Source organism: Amycolatopsis sp. EV170708-02-1 (genome assembly GCF_022479115.1).
GTDB lineage: Bacteria > Actinomycetota > Actinomycetes > Mycobacteriales > Pseudonocardiaceae > Amycolatopsis.
In genome coordinates this window covers 3252091-3265100 of the sequence record NZ_CP092497.1, presented here as the reverse complement: position 1 = coordinate 3265100, position 13010 = coordinate 3252091, and the positions used below count along the sequence as shown (strand labels likewise).

Here is a 13010-nt window from a genome sequence, read left to right as displayed (position 1 = left end):
GAGACTGGGACCCCGCCGAGTTCCTGACCCGGGAGGCCGCATGCCCACCCCCACCTCGTCCGCCAGCTCTTCGCGACGTCCTGAAGCCCCCGATCGCAACCTCGCGATGGAACTGGTCCGCGTGACCGAAGCCGCCGCGATGGCCGCGGGCCGCTGGGTCGGCCGCGGGGACAAGATCGGCGGGGACGGTGCCGCAGTGGACGCGATGCGCCAGCTGGTCTCGACCGTGTCGATGCGCGGTGTCGTCGTCATCGGCGAGGGCGAGAAGGACGAAGCCCCGATGCTGTTCAACGGGGAAGAGGTCGGCAACGGCGACGGGCCGGACTGCGACGTCGCGGTCGACCCGGTCGACGGGACGACCCTGATGGCCAAGGGCATGCCGAACGCGCTGGCCGTGCTCGCGGTCGCCGAACGCGGCGCCATGTTCGACCCGTCCGCGGTGTTCTACATGGAGAAGCTCGCCGTCGGCCCGGACGCCGCCGGCAAGGTGGACCTGGCCGCCCCGATCGCGGAGAACATCCGCCGGGTCGCGAAGGCCAAGAACTCCAGCGTCTCCGACGTCACCGTCTGCATCCTCGACCGGCCGCGCCACGAACAGCTGATCAAGGAGGTCCGCGAGGCGGGCGCCCGGATCCGCTTCATCTCCGACGGCGACGTCGCGGGCGCGATCGCCGCGGCGCGGCCGAGCACCGGTGTCGACATGCTGCTCGGCATCGGCGGCACCCCCGAAGGCATCATCGCGGCCTGCGCGATGAAGTGCCTCGGCGGCGAACTGCAGGGCCGCCTGTGGCCGAAGGACGACGCGGAGCGCGAGAAGGCGCTGGCCGCGGGCCACGATCTCGACCGCGTGCTCGGCAACGACGACCTCGTCCGCGGCGACAACGTGTTCTTCTGCGCCACCGGCGTCACCGACGGCGACCTGCTGCGCGGCGTGCACTACCGCGCGGGCGGCGCCACGACCCAGTCGATCGTGATGCGGTCGAAGTCCGGCACGGTCCGGATGATCGACGGCTACCACCGGCTGACCAAGCTCCGCTCGTACTCGTCCGTCAACTTCGACGGTCACCTCGACGATTCTCTGGAAGCCGACGTCGTTCCCCCGCTCCCCTAAGGAGAAACCGTGCTCAAGCGCGTGCTCGTGGTCCTGCTCGCGGCGATGGTCCTCACGCCGGCCGGGCAGGCCACGGGCGCGGGCGACCTCGTCGGCGGGAGAGAGGCCGACGAGCCCTATCCGTTCATCGCGTCCCTGCATTCGGCCTCCGGCAAGGCTTTCTGCGCCGGGACGCTGATCGCGGCGGACTGGCTCGTGACGGCGGGGCACTGCGTCGAGGGCAAGAACTCGGCGAATCTGGGCGCGCGGATCGGCAGCACCGACAACACCCAGGGCGGTGAGATCGCGAAGCTCGCCGAGATCATCGTGAACCCGTCCTACAACCCCGAACCCGAGCACGCGGGCGGGGATCTCGCGCTGGTGCGGCTGGCCGCACCGGTGAAGGCGGCGCCGATCGCGATCGGGGCCGTCGTGGCGCCCGGGACCCCGACGAGGCTGCTCGGCTGGGGCCAGACGTGCCCGACTTCGGGCTGTGGCAAGGGTCCGGCGAAGCTGCAGCAACTGGACACGAAGATCGTCGAAGGCACGCGATGCACCGCGAAGTTCGACGGCGCCGTCGAGTTGTGCACCGACAACCCCGGCGGGAACACGGGCTCCTGCTACGGCGATTCCGGCGGGCCGGAGATCGCCAAGGTCGACGAGAAGTGGGTGCTGCTGGGCACGATCAGCCGCCCGGGCAACGCGGATCCGGTATGCGCGACCTCGCCGTCGATCGCGACTTCCGTGGTCGCGTACGCGCAGTGGATCGCGGAGAAGATCACGCCGCCCGCGGCGTGACGCGCTATTCCGCGTTGCTCGAATGACCGGGGAACAGATGCGCCTCCGGGTCGAGCATGACCGCGATGTTGTTCACCGCCGTCGCCGCTTCCCCGAACCCGGTCGCGATCAGCTTCACCTTCCCCGGATACGCCGCGACGTCGCCCGCCGCGTAGACCCGCTCCCGCGGTGTCGCCATGGTCGAGTCGACGGCGATCGCGCGATGGTCGATCTGGAGCCCCCAGCTTTCGATCGGCCCGAGATCCGCGGTGAAGCCGAGCGCGGCGACCACCGTGTCGGCGCGCAGCACCTCGGGCTCGGCGCCCTTGACCTGGATCTCGACCTCGGCCAGCGTGCCGTCACGGTCGAGGAACCGGGTGACCTCGGCGTCGGTGACGATCCGCACGCCGAGCTCGCGTGCCTGCCGCACGATCGACTCGGCCGCGCGGAACTTCGCGCGCCGGTGCACGAGGGTGACGCTCGCGGCGACCGGGTGCAGCGCGAGCACCCAGTCGAACGCCGAGTCCCCGCCGCCGACGACGACCACGTGCTGCCCTTCGTGCGCCCGCAGCGAGGGCACGAAATGGACCATGCCGCGTCCCAGCCAGCCGTCGCCGGCGGGCAGCGGTCGCGGGGTGAACTCGCCGATCCCCGCGGTGATCAGCACCGCGCCGGCACGCAGGACCTGCCCGCCGTCGAGGGTGATGGTGACGCCGCCTTCGACGCTTTCGAGTTTCTCGGCCTTGCGCCCGAGCAGATACACGGGTTTGAACGGCGCCGCCTGGTCGAGGAGACCGCGCACCAGGTCGCGGCCGCGGACCTCGGCGAACCCGCCGACGTCGTAGATCATCTTTTCCGGGTACATCGCGGTGACCTGGCCACCCGCTTCCGGCAGTGAATCCACGACGGCCATCGAAAGGCCGCGGAATCCCGCGTAGTAGGCGGCGAAAAGACCTGTCGGACCGGCCCCGATGATGACGAGGTCGTACGACGTTTCCCCAGCGGACTCGCTCATTCGGCACTCTCCCGGCCGGTGGTGGGCGGCGTGATCGAGAACACATTCGATCCTAGCCCTCGCGTGCCGAAAGACACGGAGCGCGCCGGGAGGCGCTGCGCGAGACTTGGGGTATGGCTGAACAGGAATACCGGATCGAACACGACACCATGGGCGAGGTGCGCGTCCCCGTCGACGCCCTCTACCGCGCGCAGACGCAGCGCGCCGTCGAGAACTTCCCGATCTCCGGCCGGGGCCTGGAGCGCGCCCAGATCCGCGCGCTCGGCCTGCTGAAGGCCGCCGCGGCGCGGGTCAACGCGCAGCTCGGCGTACTGGACGCCGAGGTCGCCGAGGCCATCGCGAAGGCCGCGGACGAGGTCGCCGAAGGCAAGCACGACGCGCACTTCCCGATCGACGTGTTCCAGACCGGTTCCGGGACCTCGTCGAACATGAACGCCAACGAGGTCATCGCGACGCTCGCGTCGAAGGCGCTGGGCCGCGACGTGCACCCGAACGACCACGTCAACGCCTCGCAGTCGTCGAACGACACCTTCCCGACGACGATCCACGTCGCCGCGACGGAAGCAGTGCTCTCCGATGTGATCCCCGCTCTGGAGTACCTGGCCGCCGCCATCGAGACGCGCGCGGGCGAATGGGCGGACATCGTCAAATCCGGCCGCACGCATCTGATGGACGCCGTGCCGATCACGTTCGGCCAGGAGGCGGGCGCGTGGGCGTCGCAGGTCCGGTTCGGTGTCGAGCGGCTGAAGTCGGGCCTGCCGCGGCTCGGCGAACTGCCGATCGGCGGGACCGCGGTCGGCTCCGGGCTGAACGCGCCCGAGGGCTTCGGCGCGGCGGTCTCGCAGGAGCTGGCTTCGGTGACCGGTCTTCCGCTGACCGAGGCGCGCGACCACTTCGAGGCGCAGGCGACGCAGGACAGCGTCGTCGAGACGTCCGGGCATCTGCGCACGGTCGCGGTGTCGCTGAACAAGATCGCGAACGACCTGCGCTGGCTGGGGTCCGGCCCGCGCACCGGGCTCGCCGAGCTGGCCCTGCCGGATCTCCAGCCGGGTTCGTCGATCATGCCGGGCAAGGTGAACCCGGTGATCCCGGAGGCGACGCTGCAGGTGGTCGCCCAGGTGATCGGCAACGACGCGGCGGTCGCCTTCGCCGGCGCGGCGGGCAACTTCCAGCTCAACGTGAACCTGCCGGTGATCGCGCGCAACGTGCTCGAATCGGCGCGGCTGCTCGCCGCGGTCTCGCGGCTGCTGGCGGACAAGGTGTTCGCGGGTGTGACGGTGAACGCCGACCGCGCGCGCGAGTACGCCGAGGGCTCGCCTTCGATCGTGACGCCGCTGAACAAATACATCGGCTACGAAGAGGCCGCCGCCATCGCGAAGCAGGCACTCAAAGAGCTGAAGACGATCCGCGAGGTCGTGATCGAACGCGGTCACGTCGCGAACGGCAAACTCACCGAAGCGCAGCTGGACGAGGCTCTCGACGTCCTCCGCATGGCGCGCGGAGGCCGCTAAGCGCCGAGAGCGACCACAGCCGCGTGAAGTGGTGAGGCGAGCGAAGCCGCCAGCCCACCCGAAGGCGGTGTCTCGGTGAACAGGTGCAGCCACGTCAGCACCGGGCCGAGCAGGATCGCGTGGACGAGAGCCGGATCGGGCCGTCGCGAGAGCTCCCCTCTCGCGACGGCCCGATCCAGCATCTGGACCAGATAACCGCGTTCGCGGCCGAGGAAGACCTCGCCGAACCGGGCCTCCAGCGCCGGGTCCGCCCGGACGTCGGCGAGCAGCGACGGCAGCGCCTGCCGGAGTTCCACACCGTCCAAAGAGGACTGGATCACCGCGAGGACCGCCGCCACGTCGCCGCGCAGCGAGCCCGTGTCCGACGGCGGGTCGAGCTCGACGGGATGGATCACCGCGGCGAACACGAGCTCCGCCTTCGATCGCCATCGCCGGTACACCGCGGCCTTGCCGACGCCCGCCCGCGCCGCGACCGCGTCGATCGTGCAGCGCTGGTAACCGGTTTCGGTCAGCAACGCCCGCACGGCCTCGCGGACCGCGTCGTCGATTCCTTCTTCCCTCGGCCTGCCTCGTGCCATGCCCCCAGTTTACGAGACTGGCAGTTCCGTATATCGTCCGGGTATGACCTGGACGAGAACCTCCCGCGAAATCCTTCCCTGCCCGCCGTCGGCGCTCTGGGCGACACTGGCCGACTTCACCCGGTGGCCCGACTGGGATCCCGACCTCGTCGGCGTCGAACTGCACGGCCCCGCCGAGGTGGGCTCGACCGGTTTCCTCATACCGAACGGATTCCGCGGCCGCGTGCACTCACGGGTCGCCGAGCCGTTCACGATCACGTCCCTGATCCAGGACCGCGAGATCGCCCTTCGGCAGCCGATTCCCTTGGGCGCCATGGATCTCGCGCTGCGGCTGACCGCGGTCGACGGCGGGACGGAGTTCGTCCAGAAGGTCACCTTCGGCGGGCCGATGCGCGCGGTCATGGTCGCGATCATCGGCGGCGACGTCGTGAAGCACTTCGACGTCAAATGCGCCAGGCTCGTCGAGCTTGCGACGACGCAAGCCGATCACGACGCCTGAGGACACGAGCGCCACCCCGATCACCTGTGAGAAGCGGAAATCCTGCATTCCCAGCAGGAGCGACACGGCGAGCCCAGAGACCGGCATCAAGCCGACCAGCACCCCGGCCCGGTCGGCCCCCAGCGCGGAAACCGCCGAGTACCAGAGAAGAAACGCGATCGCGGTCACGACGACCGTCAGGTAGCCGAGCGCGATCAGTTCACGCCCGTCCGGCCAGGCCCAGGCGCCGGACGGGTCGGCGATCGTCCCGACGGCCGCGCCCCCGGCTCCCGCGGCGAAACACCCCCAGGTCGCGGTCGCCAGCGGTCCGAGCCTTTCGAGCACGCCGACGGCGAGCAACGTGAAGAGCGCTTCGCACACCATGGCCAGCGCGGCGAGCACCAGCCCCTGCCAGCGCGCCGCACCTCCGCCGGAGAGCACGGCGATCCCGAGCCCGGCGAGCACCGCCCCGGTCACCGGCGCCCATGACGGCCGTTTCCCCTTCGCCAGCGGGCCGGCGAGCGCGAGCACGAGCGGTGTGCCGCCGAGGAAAGCGGCGACGAGGCCGGGTTCGGCGTAGCGCTGCGCGAACAGCAGGCACGCCTGGAACCCGATCATCCCGGTCGCCGCGAGGGCGATCAGCGACGGCAGGTCGCGCGCGCCCGGCAACGGCAACGGACGCCCGCTCAGCCGGGCCCACGCCAGCAGGAGCACTCCCGCCAGCGCGTACCGCAGCGCTTGCCCGGTGATCACGGGGTAGCCGTCGAGCATCCCCGTCACCGGCACGGACGCGCCGACGATCAGCACCCCCAGTACGCCGATCGTCACGCCTCTTCGTTCGATGTCCATGGCTTTCACGATGACGGCTCTTTGGCCCGAACCGAAGAGCCAAATATTGGCGTACCGACAGGACCATAAGTGCGAGCGGCGTCACGCGGCCAGCCTGGGTCTGCCAGGACCAGGCAGGCGCCCCGCGAGATCCGGGATACTTGCCGACATGACCGAGACGGCCGGACTGGGCGAGTTCCTCAAGGCACGCAGGGCCGCGCTGGACCCGGCGGATCTCGGCCTGCCGACGGGGTTCAACCAGCGGCGGGTCGCCGGGCTGCGGCGTGAGGAGCTGGCGCAGCTGGCCGGGATCAGCGTCGACTACTACACGCGGCTCGAACAGGGCCGGGCGCGCAACGTGTCCGACTCGGTCCTCGATTCGCTGAGCCGGGCGCTGCGGCTGCATCGCGACGAGGACACCTACCTGCGCAATCTGGCCGCCCCGAAACGCAACCGCGTCGCGCGGCCGCGGGCGCAGCGGCTCCGGCCGGAACTGCAGACGATGCTGAACGCCCTCCAGTCCCCGGCGTTCGTCTTCGGCCGCTACCTGGACGTACTGGCGTGGAATCCCCTCGGCGCCGCGCTCTCCTTCGACTTCGCCTCGCGGCAGGCGGGCGAGCGCAACATCCCGAAGATGTTCTTCCTCGACGAGCAAGCCCGCGTGCTGCATCCCGAATGGGAAACCGTGGCGAAGGAGATCGTCGCGAACCTGCGTTCCGAGAGCGGGAGGTATCCGGACGACCCGTACCTCGCCCAGCTGGTCGGCGAACTCTCCCTCGGCAGCGAGGACTTCCGGAAGCTGTGGGCGAAGCAGACCGTGCGCGAGAAGGCGCACGCGTGGAAGGTGATGCTCAACCCGATCGTCGGCGAGCTCCGGCTGCGCTACGAGACGCTGCGGCTGCCCGACGATCCCGACCAGGCCCTGGTGATCTACACCGCCGAGCCCGGCTCCGACAGCGAGCGCGCGCTCCGCCTGCTCGCCAGCTGGGTCGCCGATCCCGCGCACGCCTAGCCCGGTCCGTGAAGGCCCCCTTCCCTCCCTTGAGCGGGCGGCTCCCGGGATCCTGGCCATCCACAAAGAACCGAGTACTCCAAGTACGTGAAGCCCCCTTTCCTTGCGACCAGCGCCAGGACTCCGGCGGTCGGACGGCCGCCGGTCAGCGGGGACACCACGTCACCGGAAAGCCGGCGAAGGCCGGTCCGAATCGCGAGCGGCGAAGAGCACGCTTGAACGCGAAACTGTCGGTGCCCGGGTCCATGATGGATCCATGTTGCTCACCGCGGTGGTGACCGCGTCGGCCGAGCTCGCCGCCACGAGGTCCAGGAAGGCGAAGATCGCCACCCTGGCAGCGGTGCTGCGCGCCGCCGGCGAGCTGGAGCTGCCCGCGGTCGTCGCGTTCCTCACCGGGCAGCTGACCCAGGGCCGCATCGGCGCCGGCTGGCGGACGCTGGCCGCACTGGACGCGGCCCCGGCCGCCGAGCCGTCGTTGACCGTGTCCGAGGTCGACACGGCCTTCGACACGGTGGGCGCGGCGGCGGGTTCGGGGTCGGTGAAGCTGCGCGCGGAGACGTTGCGGGCCCTGCTCACCAAGATGACGAAGGAGGAGCAGGAGTTCCTGTTCCGGCTGCTCACCGGCGAGCTCCGGCAGGGCGCGCTCGAAGGGATCATGGTGGACGCCATCGCGGCGGCGTCCGAAATCCCGGCCGAGGACGTCCGGCGGGCGTTCATGCTGTCCGGGCAGCTCCCGGTGACGGGCCTGGCCGCGATGACGGGCGGCCGCGAGCGGCTGGCGGAGTTCAAACTGGCGCTGGGCAGGCCGATCCGGCCGATGCTGGCCTCCCCGGCGGAGTCCCTCGACGAGGCGATCGCGGAGCACGCCGAGGCGCTGGTCGAGTACAAGATGGACGGCGCGCGGATCCAGGTCCACCGCGAAGGCGACGAGGTGCACATCTACACGCGGACGCTGCGGGAGATCACCGACAGCGTCGGCGAACTGGTGGACCTGGTGCGGTCCCTGCCCTGCACGTCGGTGGTCCTCGACGGCGAGACGCTGGCCCTGACCGACGACGGCAGGCCCAGGCCGTTCCAGCAGACGATGAGCCGGTTCGGCAGCAGCCGCGAGGAGCAGGTCAAGGCGCTGTTGCTGCGGCCGTACTTCTTCGACTGCCTGCACCTCGACGGCACCGACCTGCTCGACGCGCCGCTCTCCGAACGGAACACCGCCCTGCGCCGGGTCGCGGGCGAGCACGTCATCCCGGGCGAGCTCAGGCCCGCCTCGGCCGGGGAAGTGCTGGAAGCGGCGATGGCCGCCGGGCACGAAGGCGTGATGGTCAAGGATCTCGCTTCGCCGTACGCGGCGGGGCGCCGGGGCCGCGCGTGGCTGAAGGTGAAACCGGTGCACACGATCGATCTGATCGTGCTCGCCGCGGAATGGGGGCACGGCAGGCGCACCGGCACATTGTCGAATCTGCATCTGGGTGCCCGCGACCCCGACGGCGGTCCGCCGATCATGGTCGGCAAGACGTTCAAGGGTATGACCGACGAGCTGCTGGCCTGGCAGACGAAGACGTTCCAGGAGATCGAGACCCATCGCACGGACTGGGCGGTCCACGTGCGGCCGGAGCTCGTCGTCGAAATCGAGCTCGACGGGGCCCAGGTGAGCACGCGGTATCCGGGCGGGCTGGCGCTGCGCTTCGCGCGGGTCGTGCGTTACCGGCCGGACAAGGAGGCCGCGGACGCCGACACTATCGACACCGTGCGCGGCCTCCTCAAGCCCTGACCCCTCCGCGCGTTTAGTCCTCTGAATGCGGTCCTTGCGCGTGCAACGATCGCATCCAGAGGACTAAACGCGCGCACAAGAGCGGCACGGTCGAGCGTGGAGGATTCGGGACGTCGAGTGTCCTGAATCCTCCACCGTCGAGGGCCGCTCGGGTCCCGACGCCGGGCGGGGAGGATTCCTCCCCACCCGGACCTGACCGCGTCCAGAGGACGAAACGCGTCAGTAGCAGCGGTCCGACGAGATCTTGTACGTGTAGTTGTTCGAAAGGTTGGAGGTCACCTCGAAGCGGATCTTGTGGTACACCGGCGGCTCCCCGAGCACGCCGTGTTTGACGGTACGCTCCTTGCCCGGCGCGATGGCCCCGCTCCAGAGGCCCTTGTCGAAGACGTCGTCGATGATCTGGACGAGCATTCCCCGGTAGTCGTGGTTGTGCACGGTGATGTCGATGCTCTGCCCCGCGCTCACCTCGACGACCTTCGTCTTGCCGCCCATCAACGGTCCGCCCTCACAGACCTTCGACGCCGCGGAGGCGGACGGTGCCATCAGCAGGGTGCCGGCCAGCGCGACCGGGACGACGGCGAACAGCTTCTTCTTCATCGGTTCCCCACAACGGTCTTGACGACATTGGACTGGACGGCCAGGTCGAGGCCGATCTTCATGTTTCCCCCGCAGTAGGCCTTCTCGCCGTTCTTGAAATGCACCGTCAGATCCCCGGCGCATTCGAACACCTTGACGTCCCAGGTGCGCGTGCCCGGCTTGAGGCAGATCGCGTCCTTCCCGGCCCGGCGCATCCAGCCGTGATAGCCGGATTCGCAGGTGATGATCGGATCACTGCCCGAAGCGGGCGCCGGAGCCGCCTGTGCGGCGGTGGCCGGCAGGAGCGCCACGGTGAGCGCGGCCCCGGCCAGTGCGGCGACCTTGACGTACGGACGCATGGATTCCCTTTCCGCAAATAATGTGAGAGTGTTTCGGAAAATCCCCATCCGGAATTCCCGGACGCCGACGACGTTAAGGGCGCCGGAAGCCGCTCCGGAAGCGATTCACGGCCGCGAAATGGCCATGGCCGAAGGAACGATGTCCGCGCAGGTCAGCGCTTTGGCCATCGGCCCGGAAAGTCAAATGACGCGGACCGAGAAGAACACGGCGCGGGTGTTCGGCAGCAGGATGTGGCCCTGTTCGTCGGCCATCTTCCAGTACACCTGGCAATGCCCGGGGCGGTCGGGCGCACGCACCTCGACGGAGACCCGCACTCGCTCGCCGGGTGCGGTCTGCGGAACCGGGACACGTTCGGGTGTGGCGCATTCGCCGGGATTCCCGAACGAACCGGCGCGCACCAGATAGCGGCCCACCCATCCGACCGTTCCCGCGTTGCGGAACTCCCACGTCTTCACGAAGACCGACCCGGCCGCGACCTCGCTGCCGTCGGGCACGGTCACGTCGGCGACGAATTCCGACGCGTCGCCGGCCGGGGCGGCGGGCTCGGAACCGAACGGGGCGGCGAAGACGAACACCAGCGCCGCGACGAGCACGAGCGCCACGGCCCCGGCGAGGACGAACGCCGTCCGGCGCGACCGCTCCGGCGCGGCTTCGGGCGCCGGAGCCGTCACGGCACCGGCGGTCAACGCGTCCCGCGCGCGTTCCCACTCGCCGCGCCATTCGTGGCGGACCTCGTCCTCGTCGCCGCCGAGCACCCCGGCGGCCAGCACGCGAACGAACTCCCAGGATGTTTCCCAGCTGGGCAGCCGCTCTCCGCGGGCCGCCGCCGAAAGAGCCGACTTCGACGCGAGCGCGCCGTACTCGTCACGCATCCGGTCATAGGAAGGGTCACCGGCGGCCCGTTTCAGCTCCCACAGCCGCCGCGCGAACTCGGCGACGGGTCCGCTGTCCTCCGCCGGCCCCCGCGCGACCCGGCCGCGGCGTCCGGGCCTCCGCTCGACGTCCATCGGTTCCCACGATATGACCCGATGGCCGGGAAGACCGTGCGGCGTCCCGCCCCGATCGAGTGGCGGCGCGCGGTGGTGACGGGACGTCCCCGTCCGATCACCCATAAAGTGGGCGAATGCAGGCTTCCAAGATCGCGCGTGCCTGGTCCGCCCTGACGGCGCTGGTGGTGATCGCCGGGCTCGCCGCGCAGATCCCGGTCTCCGCGGGCACCACCGGCGGCACCTTCCACACCCCGGCCGGCCGGGTGGCCAACCTGCTCGCGTTCTTCACCATCGACTCGAACATCCTGGTCGGCGTCGGCGGCCTGCTGCTCGCGCTCGGCGTCGCGGGCCGGTCGACCTGGTTCGGCGTGCTGCGGCTCACCGGGCTCGTCGGCATCACCGTGACCGGCGTCGTCTTCCAGGTCGCGCTCGCCGATCTCTACGAGCTGCACGGCTGGGCGGTGTTCGCCGACACGATGCTGCACAAGGTGTCGCCGTTGATGTGCGTCGCGGGCTGGCTGCTGTTCGGGCCGCGCGGCCAGCTGTCGTGGCGGGTCCTGTGGTGGTCGCTGCTGTACCCGCTGGCCTGGCTCGCCGTCACGCTGGTGCGGGGCGCGATCATCGGGTTCTACCCGTACCCGTTCGTCGACCCGGGCATCAACGGCTACGGCGGTGTCGCGTTCAACTGCGTGCTGATCGGTGTGCTGTTCATCGGTCTCGCGGCGGCCGCGGTCGGCTTCGACCGCACCTTCAGCCGTCGAGACGAACCCGACGACTACCTAGCCCCGGACCCGGCGGAAAGCGTTGAGCGGATCCGCGACGCCGGCACGTACTAGCGTCCGCACCGCCCCGAGCCGCGGGTCCACCGGTTTCCCGGCGGCCACCCGGTGCATCTGCTGGGTGTGCCACTGGATCTCGAGCAGGCTGTCGGCCAGCCGGATGCCGGTCTTCGGCGCCGTGCGCCGGGCGCGGACGTCCTCGCCGCCGAGCAGCCGTCCGGGCAGCGCCGGGTCGACGATCAGCGGCCTGCCGAGACCGATGACGTCCAGCGCCCCGGACCGCAGCGCCTCGGCCATACCCTCCGCGCTGGTGAAGCCGCCGGTGACCATCAGCGCGACGTCGGTGACCTGCCGCGCCTTCGCGGCGTAGTCGAGAAAGTAGGCCTCGCGGCTGAGGGTGCTCGCCTTGGCCGAGCCCATCATGGCGGCCTTCTCGTAGGTCCCGCCGGAGACTTCCAGCAGGTCGATACCCGCTTCACCCAGATCGCGGACGACTTCGAGCGAGTCCTCCTCGCTGAAACCGCCGCGCTGGAAGTCCGCGCTGTTGAGCTTGACCGCGATCGGCACCGCGTCACCGACCTCGGCACGGACGCGGGCGACCACTTCGAGCAGGAAACGACGCCGCCGGAGCGCGTCGCCGCCCCAGCCGTCGGTGCGCTGGTTGGTCAGCGGTGAAAGGAACTGCGAGACGAGGTAGCCGTGCGCGCCGTGGATCTGGACACCGGCGAATCCCGCGTCGACGACGGTCCGCGCGGCCACGCCGAACCGGTCGACGATCGCCTCGATCTCGCCGACGGTGAGCGCGCGCGGCGTCGCGAAGACCGAGCGGATACCGCGGTCGCCGAACGGCACCGCCGACGGCGCGACCGGCTGGCGGGACAGGAAGCGCGGGCTCTGCCTGCCCGGATGGTTGAGCTGGGCCCACAGCCGGGTCTCGGTCCCGTCGACCGACCGCGCCCACGGCTTGAACTCGGTCGCGTCCGGTTCCCGGGGCACGGCGACGTTGCGCGGTTCGCCGAGCGCGGTGGGATCCACCATGACGTTGCCGGTGATCAGCGTCCCGGCGCCGCCGCGGGACCACGTCCGGTACAGCTCGGTCAGCTCCGCGGTCGGCCGGTTGCGGCGGTCACCGAGCTGCTCGCTGAGCGCGGCCTTGGCCAGCCGGTTCGGCAGGGTCGCGCCGCAGCGCAGTTTCAGCGGCTCGGCCAGCAGTTCCTTGGGCTCGCTCATCGCGCTTCTCCCGCCGTTA

Annotated in this window: 13 protein-coding genes and 1 pseudogene; 7 read left to right on the top strand and 7 right to left on the bottom strand. The window is 70.3% G+C overall.

The window, feature by feature from the left end; genetic code table 11:
• Window positions 1–40: 40 nt before the first annotated feature.
• Window positions 41–1111, top strand: a complete 1071-nt coding sequence (gene glpX / locus MJQ72_RS15230) for a class II fructose-bisphosphatase (protein WP_240599781.1) — start codon at window positions 41–43, stop codon at window positions 1109–1111.
• Window positions 1112–1120: 9 nt separating this feature from the next.
• On the top strand, window positions 1121–1888 hold the full coding sequence (locus MJQ72_RS15225) for a trypsin-like serine protease (RefSeq protein WP_240599780.1): 768 nt from the start codon (window positions 1121–1123) through the stop codon (window positions 1886–1888).
• A gap of 4 nt (window positions 1889–1892) precedes the next feature.
• On the opposite strand, the gene MJQ72_RS15220 is transcribed toward MJQ72_RS15225, so the two are convergent.
• The gene (locus MJQ72_RS15220) at window positions 1893–2882 is read right to left on the bottom strand and encodes an NAD(P)/FAD-dependent oxidoreductase (RefSeq protein WP_240599779.1); all 990 of its coding nucleotides are present in this window, start codon (window positions 2880–2882) and stop codon (window positions 1893–1895) included.
• Window positions 2883–2995: 113 nt separating this feature from the next.
• Here MJQ72_RS15220 and MJQ72_RS15215 point away from each other — a divergent pair, with 113 nt between their 5' ends.
• Window positions 2996–4393, top strand: a complete 1398-nt coding sequence (locus tag MJQ72_RS15215; RefSeq protein ID WP_240599778.1) for a class II fumarate hydratase — start codon at window positions 2996–2998, stop codon at window positions 4391–4393.
• Here the strand turns inward: MJQ72_RS15215 and MJQ72_RS15210 are convergent.
• Window positions 4390–4971 (bottom strand): TetR/AcrR family transcriptional regulator, encoded by a 582-nt coding sequence (locus MJQ72_RS15210; protein ID WP_240599777.1) that lies wholly within the window; start codon window positions 4969–4971, stop codon window positions 4390–4392. The genes MJQ72_RS15215 and MJQ72_RS15210 overlap by 4 nt on opposite strands.
• Here MJQ72_RS15210 and MJQ72_RS45050 point away from each other — a divergent pair.
• On the top strand, window positions 4970–5470 hold the full coding sequence (locus MJQ72_RS45050; RefSeq protein WP_396426943.1) for an SRPBCC family protein: 501 nt from the start codon (window positions 4970–4972) through the stop codon (window positions 5468–5470). The two genes, MJQ72_RS15210 and MJQ72_RS45050, sit on opposite strands and share 2 nt — an antisense overlap.
• On the opposite strand, the pseudogene MJQ72_RS15205 reads toward MJQ72_RS45050, so the two are convergent.
• Window positions 5468–6298, bottom strand: a pseudogene (locus MJQ72_RS15205) (DMT family transporter); the annotation flags it as partial. The gene MJQ72_RS45050 and the pseudogene MJQ72_RS15205 sit on opposite strands and share 3 nt — an antisense overlap.
• A gap of 148 nt (window positions 6299–6446) precedes the next feature.
• Between MJQ72_RS15205 and MJQ72_RS15200 the strand changes: the two are divergent.
• A complete protein-coding gene (locus MJQ72_RS15200; protein WP_240599775.1) occupies window positions 6447–7289 on the top strand; it encodes a helix-turn-helix domain-containing protein in 843 nt (280 codons plus the stop codon).
• Between the two features lie 256 nt (window positions 7290–7545).
• A complete protein-coding gene (locus tag MJQ72_RS15195) occupies window positions 7546–9057 on the top strand; it encodes an ATP-dependent DNA ligase (RefSeq protein ID WP_240599774.1) in 1512 nt (503 codons plus the stop codon).
• 219 nt (window positions 9058–9276) lie between these two features.
• On the opposite strand, the gene MJQ72_RS15190 is transcribed toward MJQ72_RS15195, so the two are convergent.
• From MJQ72_RS15190 to MJQ72_RS15180, 3 genes are all read right to left on the bottom strand, one after another.
• On the bottom strand, window positions 9277–9654 hold the full coding sequence (locus MJQ72_RS15190) for a hypothetical protein (RefSeq protein ID WP_037340871.1): 378 nt from the start codon (window positions 9652–9654) through the stop codon (window positions 9277–9279).
• On the bottom strand, window positions 9651–9992 hold the full coding sequence (locus tag MJQ72_RS15185) for a hypothetical protein (protein WP_240599773.1): 342 nt from the start codon (window positions 9990–9992) through the stop codon (window positions 9651–9653). Before MJQ72_RS15185 ends, MJQ72_RS15190 begins: the two co-directional genes overlap by 4 nt.
• 180 nt (window positions 9993–10172) lie before the next feature.
• The gene (locus MJQ72_RS15180) at window positions 10173–11000 is read right to left on the bottom strand and encodes an NBR1-Ig-like domain-containing protein (RefSeq protein WP_240599772.1); all 828 of its coding nucleotides are present in this window, start codon (window positions 10998–11000) and stop codon (window positions 10173–10175) included.
• Window positions 11001–11116: 116 nt separating this feature from the next.
• Here MJQ72_RS15180 and MJQ72_RS15175 point away from each other — a divergent pair, with 116 nt between their 5' ends.
• A complete protein-coding gene (locus MJQ72_RS15175; RefSeq protein ID WP_240599771.1) occupies window positions 11117–11818 on the top strand; it encodes a Pr6Pr family membrane protein in 702 nt (233 codons plus the stop codon).
• On the opposite strand, the gene MJQ72_RS15170 is transcribed toward MJQ72_RS15175, so the two are convergent.
• Window positions 11762–12991, bottom strand: coding sequence for an NADH:flavin oxidoreductase/NADH oxidase family protein (locus MJQ72_RS15170; RefSeq protein ID WP_240599770.1), 1230 nt, complete (start codon window positions 12989–12991; stop codon window positions 11762–11764). The two genes, MJQ72_RS15175 and MJQ72_RS15170, sit on opposite strands and share 57 nt — an antisense overlap.
• Window positions 12992–13010 lie beyond the last annotated feature (19 nt).